The organism is Tritonibacter multivorans, from assembly GCF_001458415.1.
GTDB lineage: Bacteria > Pseudomonadota > Alphaproteobacteria > Rhodobacterales > Rhodobacteraceae > Epibacterium > Epibacterium multivorans.
Window position 1 is genome coordinate 176,024 of sequence record NZ_CYSD01000021.1, and the last position, 13,895, is coordinate 189,918.

Consider the following 13,895-nt stretch of genomic DNA (forward strand, 5'->3'; position numbering starts at 1 on the left):
CGTCGACGCTTTAGAAATGGCCGCGCGCGTGCGGCCCGGCCCAGGTCAGCCAGATGGCTGCCGTCCAAGAAAAAGCGCCGCCCCCTGCGGGGGTGCCTTCAACCGGGCTGAAATATTCGAAAAAGCCGTGTTCCGCGATCAGGCGCTGGGTGTCCTTGCGCAGTTTCGCGGCGATCTGCACATGGCCCTGTTCCTCCAGCCCAATGGCGATCAGCGCATTCATCATACCCCAGACCGGCCCCCGCCAGTAGCGCAGCGGTTCAAACCCCTCGCGGCGCGGATCAAAGGACGGCACGCCAAATTCCACCCGATCCAGAATATCGTGCAGATGTATCGCCATCTGGTCGTTCTCAATGCCCGCATACCAGTTGAGGAACGATGCCGAGGACAACGACCCGCTGAAGTCCCCGCTGCGCAGGTCAATGCTGTCGTAAAAACCATCGGGGTTCCAATGGCGCGCAACACCCGCCTCCAGCGTGCGGATCCAGCCCTCGATCTCGTCGGTCAGATGGTCCAGATCATGGGCGATCATCAACAGGTCACGACAGGCCCGCAGCAGGATGAAGGTCATGCCCACGTCCGCCACACGAAACGGCGATCCCTCGCGGATCTGGCCTTCGTCCCAGCCGCAATCACGGCCATAATAGACCATGGTCAGATAGCGGTCGTAGTCTTCCTTCTTCGGCCGCATATCGGGATCCACATGCGCGGTATCCCGGCGGGTGTAATCCCCCACGCCGCTGCCATCGACATTGCCCATGCCGCCATCCCAGTCCACGGCATTGTCGCGCCCAGACTCCCAGGGGTGCGTAATAGCCACCATGCCGTCTTCGACCCGGTTGGCCATGAACCAGCGGTGCCAGCTTATCAGACGGCCATAGACCAGCTCCATATGCACGCGGCCATAGCGTTTGTCCTGCTCGTAGATGGCGCGGATCATGGTCGCGGCGACCGGCGGCTGGGTGATGCCCGACGTATGCGGCACCCGTGGCACGCCCCAGACGTCCGGCCCCGGAAAATACCCGTCCGCCCGCTTGTGGAAGATAATATGCGGCACCATGCCATTGTCCCATTGGCCGGTGAACAGCGTGTGGATTTCAAACCACGCACGCTTGATATCAAAGGTCGCAAGCCCCCAGGCCGTAAAGGCGCTGTCCCAGTTCCACTGATACGGGTACAGCCCCGATGTGGGCACCGTGTACCCGCCCCGGTCATTATTGCGCAGAATGCGCTTGGCCTGCCGGTCGATCTTGTCGGCGTTGATCGTCATGTCGTGTATCATCCTTTGACAGAGCCCGCAGTGAGCCCCTTGGTCATGAAACGTTCGAGCCCCAGAAACAGCGCCATAATAGGCACGGTGGCGATCACCGACCCGGCCATAAGATGTTGTCGAGGGATCTCGGAGGAATTGAGCGAAGCAATGCCGCGGGTCAGCGTGAACTTGGATGGATCATCCAGCAGCATGAACGCCAAGAGGAACTCGTTCCAGGCGATCATGAACACATAGAGCGACACCGACGCCAGCGCAGGCAATGACAGCGGCAGGGTGATTTTCCAGATCACCCGCAGTCGGGACAGGCCATCCATCAGACCCGCCTCTTCGATCTCTGCGGGAAGGCCACGGAAATACCCCTGCAGCATATAAAGCGCGACGGGAATGGTGGTGACCGGATAGATCAGCACAATGCCAAAGATCGTATTGCGCAGCCCCGCCGTTGAAAACGCGATGTAGATCGGCAGCGCCAGAACGATCATCGGCACCATATAAATCAACAGGATAGACCGCGCAAACGCCGCCCGCCCTTTGAACCGCAACCGCGCCACCGCATAGGCGCCGGGGATTGCAAACAGCAGGGTCACAACAACCGTGATCACCGAAATGAAGAAGCTGTTCAGCAGGTAGATGCCAAATCCGTGGTCACGAAACAGCTCTTCATAGCTGCGGAACAAACCCCAGCCCTTGCTGAAATCAATCGAGAAATCGAGCGGGTTTTGCAAAAGCGCCTGCTGGCTTTTGAGCGAGGTCATCACCATCACATAAAAGGGGATGACAACAATGGCGGTGAAGAAGATATAGCCAAACCCGGTGAGAAAGCGGATCACGGCTTCCTCAAATTCATGCCGGGTCAACGCGCCTTTGGGGGCATTTCGCATAATGCTGACCATGCCCAGCGCGGCACACAGCGCCATGGCGCCATGGCCGACGATCTGCGCAAAAGGCGACACCGTATCCCCGGACAGAATTGGGCCAAACCCCAACAGCCCAACCGCCGCAACCCCCAGCGCCGCGATCCCCGCGGCCATGCGTGAATGGACCGCTGCCGCACCAATCACCGCGCCCCATAGCAGGGCCAGTATCAGCGTCGGGCGGAACGGCTCTCCGGTGGCGAAACTCATGGTGATCGACACGGTGACCGCAATCACAAAGGTCCAAAGCGCGCCCAGAACGGGGCCTGTGACATAGGCGTGATGGAACGTTTTCATAGCCCTTCCTCCTGGCTCATGACGCGGAAGAAGAAGACGCTGAACAGCAGGAGGCAGCAGAAAATCACCACCGCCACCGCAGCCCCTGCCCCGATGTTGGACAGCGCGAAAGCCTGTTCATAGACATTCACCGTCAGCGTCCGCGTGCCCGCATTTCCCCCGGTCAGCAGGAAAATGTCGTCGAATTTGTTGAAGGTCCAAATGAACCGCAGCAGGAACAACACCGACAGAATGCCCAGAAGCTGCGGCAGGCTGAGGTAGCGGAACTGCTGAAATGGTGTCGCACCATCCATATCGGCGGCCTCATACATCTCTGTGTCGATGCTCTGCATGCGCGCCAGGATGAACAGGAACGACAGCGGGAAATAGCGCCAGATCTCGAACACCGTGACCATGATCAGCGCCAGTGGCTCCTCGCCAAAGAAGTTGATCGCCTGATCGGTCACGCCCATCTGCACCAAAAGCGCATTGATCGACCCTGAAAACGGATCGAGCAGCAGCACCCAGGCAAAAGCCACCGCAATCACCGGCGCCACATAGGGAAACAGATAAAGCCCGCGCAGGATGCCCTGACCTTTGAAGGATTTATCCAGCAGAAGCGCCGCAAACAGCCCCATGACCAGTGCGCCAATGGTACCAAAGACGGTGTAGAACAGCGTCACCCACAGCACCTTGAAGAACTCGCTGCTGTCAAAAATACGAGCAAAGTTTTCGCCAGTGAAGCTGAAATTGGTCAGGATATTCGATGCTGTGCCCGTCACAATTGGCGCACTGTCGCGGGGGCTGGGCCCGTCAAAAAACGCCTGCGCGGTGATCACCTTGATCTGCAAACGTTCGCGCGCGCCGCCCTCCCAGTCGCCAAAGTCGCAGAACAACTCGCGCCCGGTCACGGCACAACTGTCCCCCAACCCGTCGATGATCTCGATCCCCTCGGGCAGCGTATCGCGCAGGGTGACGCCCGCAATCGACGCCTCTTGCGAGGAATTGCGCAACCGGTAGCGCAGCGTCGCCTCGTCCCCCGGCGCAGTCGGCTTGCCGCGCACATCTTCGCGCACCGTGACCTCGGGCGGTCGCAGATTGGCGAGTTCAACAGGCTTGAAGCTGATCCAGAAAATCGCCAGAAGCGGCAGGATCACGACAAGCGCAACAGCGGCGATTGTGGGGGCAAGCATCCCCCAGGCCAGACGCGCTTCGCGCTTGGCCAGCGGCCCGGTGCCCCGCGGTGGATGCGCGGGCGGGCCGACGGGCGGGTCGGTCTGTGACATTGGAAATCCGTGGTCTGCAACTGGGGCACCGGGCGTTTGCCGCCCGGCACCAAGGGGGCGTTAGTTCAGCGCGCCCAGTTCCTTATTCATCGCCGCAACCGCCGCAGAGGCATCGATTTTCTCGTCGATGTACTGACGCACGATCCGGTTGATGGCCTGCGAGTTGATCATCTTGGACGCCAGCGACAGCTGCCCTTCCGCAACCCCCCAACGCTGCGCCACATCCAGACCGCCAACGATTTCGTCGATCATGTCCTGCGCATAAAGATCCCCCAGCGGGGCTTTGCGGTCGACACCCACCGGCAGCTCGGCCCAGACCTTGGAAAACGCCTGCGGATCCTCTGCGTTGCCCTTGCGGACCGGGAACTTGCCCTCGGGCGCAATCGACAGCGTCGAAGCGTAGCCATCGCTCATGGAGAACTCGACAAACTCCATCGCCGCATCGGTGGACGCATCCGACGTGATGCCGAAGTAACGGATATCGCCCCAGGCCGCCCCATCCGGGTTGGACGGGCCAGAGAAGTTGGTGACGATGCCAGTTTTCGAGGCCAATTCACCGCTGGTGGGGTCATCGGTAATGGTGGGCGGCGCGCTGTCGCGCAGACCGGCCAGTTCATCCAAAATGAACGGCGACCAGATGATCATCGCCGCTTTGCCCGCGAAATACAGCTCGCGGGACTGCTGCCAGTACAGCTCACCCGGAGGCGAGGCTTTGGCGATCGCTTTGTAGAAATCCAGCACCTCGGTGGTGGCGGCCTCATCGAGCGGCGAGAAGCCGTTTTCATCAACCGGCGACACCCCATTGGCCAAGAACACATGCTCCAGAACCTGGCTCATGAAGTTCTCGTCCACCTTGGTCGCGGCGACAAAACCAAACATTTCCGGTGGGTTGTGCAGTTTCTCAAGCGCGGCCAGAACATTGGCATATGAGGTCGGCGCGGCCAGACCGGCCGCGTCAAACAGATCCTTGCGATAGACCACCATCTGCGTCCAGCCATCCACCGGAACAGAGGCAAACCCGTCTTCGGTCGCAGCCATCGACAGTGCCCCAGATGCAAAGGTGCCCTGACCGAGGTTCTCGATCACATCGGTCGCGGCATCAATGTCCAGAATGCCGGCTTCGGCCCAGGGCAGCGCATATTGCAGCGTGTGGTAGATCACATCCGGCAGGTCATTGGCCGCGAAAGCCGCCGTGGCGCGGGTGCCAAGGTCACTTTCGGTCACCGGAATGACCTCAACAGTGTGCCCGGTCATGGCCGAAAACTTCGCGGCCATTTCCTCCTGTTTGGCCAGCCGTTCCGCCTGTTCCTCGGTGGTCCAGAATTTGATGTCCTCGGCCATCGCAAGACTGGTGCTGATTGCAATCAACGCGGTGCTCGCACTGAGAAGCTTTCTGATAGTCATGGTTTTCCTCCCTATATTTCGATTTTTTCTTTGTCTTGAATTCCTAAGGTGCCGGCCCCAGCGATCCGCCCGCACGGAACGGCACGTCTTGTTCCTCTCGCAGGGTTTCCACGCGCTCCCCACGCACCCTGCGGATCAGAAGATGGGCCAGCCGCTCACCGGCAAAACGGTTGTCGACCGCGTAACTGGCAAGCGACGGCCGCGCGGCGGCGCCATCCTTGGTGCCGTCATAGGACACAATCGACAGATCGCGGCCAATGGTCAGCCCTTCCTCATGGGCCGCTTCCCAGGCCCCAAGCGCCGCAGCATCCACCGCATAGATCAGCGCAGTTGGGCGGTTCGCATGGGCCAGCAGGGCCCGCGCCGCATCCGCGCCCTGACTGCGGATCACCGCATTTTCACGGATCAGGTCCGGGTCGGCCTCCAACCCCAGATCCGAAAGCCCACGCAGGAACCCCGCAAGGCGCAGCTTTTCGTAATGATACCCCGGCGAACTGCCCACATAGCCAATCCGGCGATGCCCCGCCGCAAAGAGACGATGCACAGCATCGCGCATCGCCGCGCCGCCTTTGAAGTCAAACCACGCGCATCCCTCAGGGTCTGCCACCCGGCCAAACAGCACAAAGGGCACGTCCAAAGCCCGCAAATGCGCCACCCGCGGATCATCCGACCATGTGCGCGGCAGAATGAACCCATCCGCCTTGCGATCCTCAACCAGCTGCTGCATCCGCTTTAACACCGTGTCCTGCGTGTCCGCATTTGACACCGTCAGGGTCCAGCCTTCCTCGGCGGCGGCGCCCGAAGCGCCCGCCAGAAACTCTGCCAGAAACGGGTGATGCCCATCGTGGTTTCCGGCCTCGATGACCAGACCAATGGATTGCGACCTCCCGGTGCGAATGGCCTGCGCCTGTGTCAGCGGCCGATAGCCCAGCCGCTCTGCCGCGCGCTCCACCCGCAGGCGCGTACTTTCCGAAATATCGCTATAGCCGTTCAGCGCGCGACTGATGGTGCCCTTGGTGATCCCAAGTTCCCGCGACAAATCCGAAATTGTCACGCGGCGCGCACCGGTCCCCATCCGTTTTGTGTTTTCTTGCCGAGTCATCGCTCCCCCTAACCTTAAGAGAAAGTTCCGAAATCGGTTTCGGCAAGATATTTTTTTAACTGAATAAATTTCATGCCCATTTCACGGGCAAAAATTAGATAATAATTTTGAATTCTTAGCGCGACACACAGGCCAACCGCGAACCTGCGCCCAAAATACGGGCGACGTGTGCAAGAAAAACCCTGTACAACCAGCATTTGCGCTCTGAAAAAACCACCGGAACAGGGAACCGGACCGGGCGGTTTCGGACCGGCAAGTGCAACCGCGCCACGCAAGGAACCTGCCCGACAGCGCGGAAAACCAAGCCCCCAGAAACGAAAAAGAGCACCCAAGGGCGCTCTCTGTCTTACCTCAGAACTGCCATCGCAGGATCCCGCCCGCGTGCTGGGCGCTCTGTAGATCGGGGCAAAGTTGTCTCCAATCAACCTGAAAAACCATGGGAATCCAATGATTTATTATTGTGTTTTTCGGCCTAGGAGCAAAGATCCCGCGAAAGTCCGAGGTAAGATCGCGCGAAACCTTTGATTAGGCAACAAAAAAGCCCGCCAAAGCGGGCTCGTTTTCCTGAACTGATGTGTAGACCTAAGCTGCAAACCTTTCAGCAATCAAAGGTTTGACCGCGACATATATAGATCCGACCCCTTTCCTGTCCGGATTTCGGAACGCGGCCGTCTTTCCTTTGAATATGTCTGCGAAAAGGTTTTCGAACCGGCCTGCGCCGCGCTGGCAGGCATAAGAAATCGAATGAACATCCTGCAGATCTGAACCACCTATTTCAGGCAAGTTCGCAATCCATCCCAAAATTTCATCGAGATGCGTCTGAGCGAACACAACGTGGCGATTGGACCCGCGTCCCGTCCGAGGGACAAGCGGTTGGAGTATTCCGGAACGATAGAGCGCTTCAAACTGATGTTTCGTTGCCACGAGATAATCTGGAACATCGCGCATCGGGATTGCGCTTTGAAACGCCTCCACCAGTGGGACAGTCTCTTTGGCTTCAAACACCAGATTTCCGCACTCGACCTCGGTCACATCGGCTGGAATTTCGCCCATGCTCTTGAGGAGACGCGCCAGACGTTTTCGTTCCACCCCGACAGTTTCCGACAAGCTGTTCAACGTGTGGAATCGCCGCTCGGTGATTTCAACGCCAAGAATGGAGGTGCCGGGCTCGACGGCCGAGTGTTTTACAATGTGGTCGCGCAGAAGGTCTCGGATTGGACCGGGATCGATTGCATTACATCTGCGATCCAACCAATCAAAGAGCTTCCCATAGTGCGCCAGCGGGCCCGCTTGAACGGCAGTCGCTGGCGATGTTTGGCGGATCGTGTCGAGCGCTTCTTCAACGGCCTCAGGGCCCTCGCTGTAGATCGAGAACCCTATATCAGTGGCCTCTTCGATTTCTGCAGGTGAACGTTTGGTCAGCTTGACTTTGTGGCCGTGCTGCAAAACAGCACCGATCATTTCAGCGGCAGCCAGAACATGTTCAAGTGTTTGATCCGCAAGCCAAGGCGTCTCATCCACAACCTGTCCATGGACCCGCGCGCGCAACCATTCGAGATAGGTTGGAACAGGGCCGACTGCGGCTTTGGGATCAGCCAAAGGCATATCACTCATAGCCACGCGCAAGTTGGTTGCTGAGGCCCTACCTGTTGGCTCGAGCCAGACACCGTGCTTCTCGCAGCGCTGAACGTGTCGGAAACCCCACATCAAACGGAAACGCCAATCTTCCGGTGCACCGTCTTCGGCTAGGCAACAAGGGCAATAGCGAGCAGCACGTGGTGACAAGAAAGCCTTTGAAATCGGCTCACCGCGAAACTCTCCCCTGCGCCGCAATACCCGAATGGCATTGTCCATGTAGGTGCCAAACGTTTCACCAATTACCTCAACGAACTTCTCGACAGCTTCCGCGCGCCCAGACACGAAATGCTCGTGGTGGATCCCGTTGTCGCGCAAGAGCCGCTCCATCCCGCGGCTGGTATGGAAAATGGACAAGCGGTCGGCATAGGAAATCAGGGTTTCCTGCGGATCGAAGGGCAACTGAGGCCAGAGCATGGTCACTGCCCCCATCCGATGGCCGAGAGTTCTCGCTGCACGTCCTGCCAGTCGCCAGAATGAAACGGGGTCATGCCGATGCACTTGGAGCTCTTGCGGTACACGACCTCTGCCCGAGAAAGGGTCAATTCCGTTCGTTTGCGGGTCACAGCATCCTTCAGGATCAGCTTGCCCAGTTCGACGCTCCGCCCGATCTGGCCGCGCTGGGCAAACAGGATGCGCTCGGCCATGGCGCTGCCGTCCGGCATGGCAAGACCAAGCATCTTGGCCGAATAGGCGACGTTCCGGATGAAATCCGAGACCTCCTTGCTGCCAGGCCGGATGTCACCCATGGAGAGTTCTTGGAAGCGGCGAGCGGTTTCGCCGGATTGTTCCGAGAGAATGTCATCGCGCAGGCTGGGAACGCCCGCGATGACCAGCGCCACCCCACCGGCGGATTGCATGATGTGCTTCAGGGATTGGATCGCACCTGCCACATCTCGGCCCGAGCCGCGGCGGAAGATGTGATGGCATTCATCGATGATGAGCGCCCGAATGCCGAAATTGGTCAGCCGATGCATGACCATCTCCCATGCATCCGCAGAGCGGATTTTGGCATCGACGCGATGGTAGCCCGTCCTTACAAGGATCAGCTCGGCAAGCTTCTTGATCGTCGCTTCGGGAGGCACGGTGATGTAGAGCGTGTTCCCCTCATGCCCCTCGGTTGCCTCCGTCAGAACAGGGTTCACCCGCAGCATCCGTTTCAGGAGCGCCGTTTTCCCGTCTCCGAAGCGGCCCAACACCATGAGGCCACGACTTTCGCCGGTCAGCGGATCGACCCGCGGCTGTGCGGTCATCGCGCCATTGTCGTCAATTTCGAAGAGATCGACGAGCTGGTCTTCCAGCTCATCTTCCATGCCAAAGCGCCAGTAGCGCGCCTCCAGCCATGCGGTCTTCTCGGTGGTCGTGGTCGGGGTTGCAGTCTGGGTCGTCATCCTGGTCATTCCATCGTGTGATTGTCGTCGTCCGCCTGCACGTGGTGATCGGCAGTCGTTTCTTCGTGTGCATGATTGGCAGCAGGGGTAGTGTCGGTCGGTGCCGTGCCGTCGAGGTCGCCCATCAATGGGCGATGCGGGCCCGCCTTGTGTCGACGCTCCGCGGTGTCGGTATGGCGCATGAAACGCTGGGTCTCGTATTCAAGTTCATCCACAGTTTTGGGTAGAGAAATCAAACCCATCACGCGTTTGAGGCGGTACGACTCGCGATTGCCGTCGTTGATAAAGTCGCGCCGCGCTAGACACTCAGCATCGATATCAGCCGCGTCCGCATCATCCTCCTCCGCCAGTTCGGCCAGCATCTCCAACTCGCTCTTGCCGATCCAGCGCTCATCACAGGCTGGCACGGTCATCCATGAGCCAATACCCGCGCGCACAGAGATGGTACCGATATCACCGTCCCAACGCAGAATCTCGACATCGTCGACCTTCTCGGTGAGGCACATGTGCATGAGCGCATCGGACTGGTAGTCTATTTTGTGAACGAGAACGCCCTTGCGCGTCAGCTTTCGGCGCGTGCGGACACCGAAGACTTCACGCATCTCATCGCTTGTCAGGGATCGCGGTGGGCACTCCTTGCAGCCTCTTTCCCAAGCCTGCGCGGGGGACATGCCAAGCGCGGAGTGCTCCTTGGTGTGGTAGGCGTCAACAACCCAGCGCACAAGCCAGCACAGGAAGGCCTCCAGCGTCAGGGTCGCTCGAGCCGCGGCGTCGTTCTCACCGCGCTCGACGACATTGCTGAATGCCCTGCCGGAGAACCGTAAGAGCAAATCGTTATGAACCGTCCGGAAGACCCGCTTGATATAGGGTTTCAGCCATGGTTTGCCTGCGGGGCAACCAAGATTGGTGATCCCGAGATCAGCAAGGACTTCGTATGCATCGTCCGAGATGTACTTATCGCCGCGGTCAAAAACGATACTCTCAGGTGCCCCACCCATCGGCCAACCAAACCTGGCGCCGGCCGCATCGGCGATGGGCGACTTGTCCATGTAGATCATCTCGAGGGTCCGGGCGAGCGGGCTCTCGACGCCTTGCGGGACGATCTGCAAAGCCACGAAGCAGCGGGTGTGGACGTCGATAGCGCCAGACAAGCTGACCCGGCTGGCTTTGCCGTCCAGCCCAATCAGCTGCTTGATCGTCTGCGGCAGGTGATCAAAAAGGCCGGTTTCGCGCATGAGTACGAACAGATCTACCGTGTATTCGTCAACTTCGACCCTCTCCAACACGCGGGACGTCATGACTCCCATGCCAAGCGTGTGCAGGTCTTTATAAGCCTTATCGCGGCTGTTCCTGCGCAGCGCATGATTGATCGGCGCCAACTCCCTAATCTTGTCCCTGATGTAGTCGTAACCTGGCCGCCGCAGCTTGATTGCGGGCACAGGCAACCGCTCCCTGCGTTCATTTTCGGCGTTAATCGCAGCCTGAACGCTTTCTACGAAAGACGTGATTGTCGGCTTCTCACAATCCCACAGCATATCAAGATGGCGTTCGATGAAGCTATCGGTCGCATCGTTGTACCGTTTATAGCGACCGCAATTGCGGTATTTATCGAACAAGCCGTCGTCGCCGTTGACCACCCATGCCCTATACCATTTCCACATGGTGTGGCCGCATTTAAATCCCTGATGGAACTCGACGGCGCGGTCCTGCGCCTTCTTGGTTTTCTGAACCTTGGTACCGCCGCGCTTTGTTTCCCGCATCGACAATGCAGCCAGGTATTCGCGGTACCGCTGGCCTCCGTTCGCGATGATAGTGATGATCTTCGCGCAAAAATCATCTCGAACAGGGTTAAGTTCACCCCGGTCAAGCATGCCCTGAATGGCTAGGACATACTGTTTTCGGAACTTCTGACGCGCGACCTCCGCAAGGACCCGTTCGCTACGGCGGATGCGGTCGCTCGCCGTCGGTTGAACCAAGGGGCGCTTGAGGATCTTAAGAACCCCATAATTGTTGTCCGTGACAATGGCATCATAGCTGTAGATACCGGCAGTGCTCTCGTGGCACTCCCCGCTGTCAGGATCGGTCCACGGCTCCCAGAAAACGAAATATCCTTCCGGGCGCAATTCGAGGACACGCCCTTTGCGCAGGCCGATCTGAAAATCGCAGCCCTTTTCCAGAAGCATTTTGATGTTTTTCTTGAAAGGAGCCGCCATCAGGTCGTCTCCCCGCAGATGATCAAGCTCCGGCCAGTGATCTTTTCACGATTGAACAGCTTGGCTTCGCCAAGCCGGATTGCGCGTGCGACGCTGCGAAAGCCGACCCCCTCAAGGCCAATTTCGGCGAGGAAATCGGAAATGCGGACCGGAGAAGTGACCAGTTGCAGCGCCGCAATGACACGTGCATCCAATTCGACTTCTGGATCGCGCGAGGAGTGAAACAGCTTCGCATTATGCAATTCGACCGGATCGATGTTGCGTTCGGTGAAGGTGCGCACTTCATCGCAGATATTACCGATCGCTGCCTGCCTGATGCAGTCCATCTTTGCGCGATATTGGTACGTCTGGGCGATCCTTTCGGGCTTTACCGAGATGCAAACCCGGCGCCCACATTTGAACGTCACCCTGAAATCGAAGAAATGCTCCGATTTCTTGCCATTGGGCAAAACGAAGGGCAGCGACGCTAGCTGTTCTTCGACGTCCAGAAAATCTGGACGATAGATGAAGCAGAGAGCGGCATTATGCTCGTACATGCTGGCGAAGCCGAGGCGCTGACGGTGCCCTGCACGATTGAAAACTAATTCTCCGACAAAATGACGGCGGGTTGACTTAGGGATTGTGCGCTTTGCTCTGCTTGGCAGAGGGCGCGTGCGTTGAGAAACTTGGCGAGCCAGCGGCAACTGTTGCAGATGTGTGGACATAAGTTCTCCGTTCTCGAACGCAGGCTGCGCCGAGGTGTAGTGCTGAAGTTGGTGTAAGGATTTGCTGTGGGCTTGGTTTGGCGCGCCGTGATACCGCGCGCCAAACCAATGGCGTCGAGGTTAGATGTTCTGGAATTTCACAGTGTGATCCTCGCTGTGTTCATTGGCGTCAAAAGCTAGCTAGGCGCTTTTTTGAAACCAAAAGCAAAAATCGCCAGAATCCCCAATTTTTTATTTCTCAAAAACAGGTACTTACACACTTTCGCTAAAAAATCGGCCATTGGCCCTCAATTTTCTTGAGCTCTTTGGCGGCTTGCGCGTCTCCAATTGCAAGCGCGAGGCTGAGTATTTCTGCAGGTCGCTGATTGAGCACCTGCCTCGCAACGCTCATAGGAACACAAACGCCACAGAGGCCCGTCGATTCGAAAAAATTGCTTCCGTCCCAGTCCATATTTTGTACAGATGGATCCAATGCCAACCGCGCGTCTGGGCGGTACCACCGTGACAGTGTTCGTGCCCATTTTTGATCATTAGAAACATGTATCAGCAGTGACGTTTGGAGCGGCCCAGTACCCAGACGTGGATGGTCCAGTGCAAAGCCCTGAAGGCTCAACTTGCGGCCCGTTATCACAGCTACGTAGTCGCAGAGAAGCGGCGCTTCATTTTCTTTGTCTGCAGGATCAGGCCCGTCTAAAGCGGCCTGAAACGCCAAAATACAACGATCGATGAAATCGGCGGTATGGCTTTGGTCAGTATTTTTGAACATGTCTTGTCCTGTCGCAGCTTTCCGCCCTGGCATGCACAGCTCGGAGCCACATTGAATTGATACGATAAACGCGCGTTCGGACGCTGCTCTAATCGTCACTCGGCAAAAGGTGCAAACAGGTAATTTTGCGAAAAGAAAACTTTGAAAAATTCTCATTTTTGAAATTTGAGCGCACTCATGAGGTTGAGAGTGACAGTAAAAATTTTCGCGTTCTAAAAGCCAAAAGATACTTTTTTCATAGCCATGGAATTCGTCGCTCATCAGGTGTACAGCAGGCAAGCAGGCACAACCCATAGATGTTCAAGCCTTCCCAAAAGCGCAACGCGAACGGAGATGGGTTGGAAATTTTCGAATCAAATGAAGCTGCGAAAAAGCGCACCACCTCGGAAGTTCTCAACATTGTTTGGGATAGCCCGATGCTCCTGGAACCCGGGCCTTGCTGTTTCGAAAGATCCTCAATGCCACTTACAATAAACTGCTGTCGCAGTTGGTGTTGCTCTCGAGACAAGGTCCACAAACTCAACGGGCGCTCAGCGCGGCAGAAAAACCCCGTTTCCGAACCGAGTGATCAGCTCATCAATCAGCGCCTGCTCCTCATCGCCCAATCGGTCTTGCTCAATGAAGCGCCAATTGTTTTCATAGAGCAGAGATGGTCGCGGGATTTCGGACCAAGTGTTAAGCTGTAGCGCCTGAGGAAGAACGCACAGAAATGACCAAACGAAAACGCTATTCGACAGAGTTCAAGGCGAAGGTTGCTTTGGAGGCCATCCGCGAGGAGCTCACGACGGCCGAGCTGGCCAAGAAGTATGACATCCACCCCACTATGATCAGCGGCTGGAAACGGACCGCGATTGAGAACATGGCACAGGTCTTCAGTGGCCCGGCGACCGCTGAACCGATGATATCGGCGGCAGAGATCGAAAAGCTGCAT

At 57.7% G+C, this 13,895-nt stretch carries 12 protein-coding genes; 1 reads left to right on the forward strand and 11 read right to left on the reverse strand.

Features of this window, described 5'->3' with window-relative positions:
• Positions 1-10: 10 nt before the first annotated feature.
• The 11 genes from TRM7557_RS08105 to TRM7557_RS08150 all read right to left on the reverse strand — a co-directional run bounded on the left by TRM7557_RS08105 (position 11) and on the right by TRM7557_RS08150 (position 13,225).
• Positions 11-1,270 (reverse strand): MGH1-like glycoside hydrolase domain-containing protein, encoded by a 1,260-nt coding sequence (locus TRM7557_RS08105; RefSeq protein WP_058289714.1) that lies wholly within the window; start codon positions 1,268-1,270, stop codon positions 11-13.
• A gap of 8 nt (positions 1,271-1,278) precedes the next feature.
• Positions 1,279-2,484: a carbohydrate ABC transporter permease gene (locus TRM7557_RS08110; protein ID WP_058289715.1), complete on the reverse strand. Its 1,206-nt coding sequence runs from the start codon at positions 2,482-2,484 to the stop codon at positions 1,279-1,281.
• Complete coding sequence (locus tag TRM7557_RS08115; RefSeq protein WP_058289716.1) at positions 2,481-3,749, reverse strand: carbohydrate ABC transporter permease; 1,269 nt, start codon at positions 3,747-3,749, stop codon at positions 2,481-2,483. Before TRM7557_RS08115 ends, TRM7557_RS08110 begins: the two co-directional genes overlap by 4 nt.
• Before the next feature lie 60 nt (positions 3,750-3,809).
• The gene (locus tag TRM7557_RS08120) at positions 3,810-5,153 is read right to left on the reverse strand and encodes an ABC transporter substrate-binding protein (protein WP_058289717.1); all 1,344 of its coding nucleotides are present in this window, start codon (positions 5,151-5,153) and stop codon (positions 3,810-3,812) included.
• A 43-nt stretch (positions 5,154-5,196) separates the two neighbouring features.
• A complete protein-coding gene (locus TRM7557_RS08125) occupies positions 5,197-6,255 on the reverse strand; it encodes a LacI family DNA-binding transcriptional regulator (RefSeq protein WP_058289718.1) in 1,059 nt (352 codons plus the stop codon).
• Between the two features lie 14 nt (positions 6,256-6,269).
• Positions 6,270-6,587, reverse strand: a complete 318-nt coding sequence (locus TRM7557_RS19840; protein ID WP_131727531.1) for a hypothetical protein — start codon at positions 6,585-6,587, stop codon at positions 6,270-6,272.
• A gap of 250 nt (positions 6,588-6,837) precedes the next feature.
• The gene (locus tag TRM7557_RS19560) at positions 6,838-8,322 is read right to left on the reverse strand and encodes a TniQ family protein (RefSeq protein WP_082626554.1); all 1,485 of its coding nucleotides are present in this window, start codon (positions 8,320-8,322) and stop codon (positions 6,838-6,840) included.
• Positions 8,310-9,290, reverse strand: a complete 981-nt coding sequence (locus tag TRM7557_RS08135; RefSeq protein ID WP_082626555.1) for a TniB family NTP-binding protein — start codon at positions 9,288-9,290, stop codon at positions 8,310-8,312. The genes TRM7557_RS19560 and TRM7557_RS08135 overlap by 13 nt, the downstream gene beginning before the upstream one ends.
• On the reverse strand, positions 9,287-11,494 hold the full coding sequence (locus TRM7557_RS08140) for a DDE-type integrase/transposase/recombinase (protein WP_058289720.1): 2,208 nt from the start codon (positions 11,492-11,494) through the stop codon (positions 9,287-9,289). Before TRM7557_RS08140 ends, TRM7557_RS08135 begins: the two co-directional genes overlap by 4 nt.
• Positions 11,494-12,198, reverse strand: a complete 705-nt coding sequence (locus TRM7557_RS08145; protein WP_131727532.1) for a hypothetical protein — start codon at positions 12,196-12,198, stop codon at positions 11,494-11,496. The genes TRM7557_RS08140 and TRM7557_RS08145 overlap by 1 nt, the downstream gene beginning before the upstream one ends.
• 265 nt (positions 12,199-12,463) lie before the next feature.
• Complete coding sequence (locus TRM7557_RS08150; RefSeq protein WP_131727533.1) at positions 12,464-13,225, reverse strand: DUF6634 family protein; 762 nt, start codon at positions 13,223-13,225, stop codon at positions 12,464-12,466.
• Between the two features lie 448 nt (positions 13,226-13,673).
• On the opposite strand from TRM7557_RS08150, the gene TRM7557_RS08155 reads away from it, so the two are divergent.
• On the forward strand, positions 13,674-13,895 hold a 222-nt coding region (locus tag TRM7557_RS08155; protein ID WP_058289723.1), incomplete at its 3' end, for a transposase.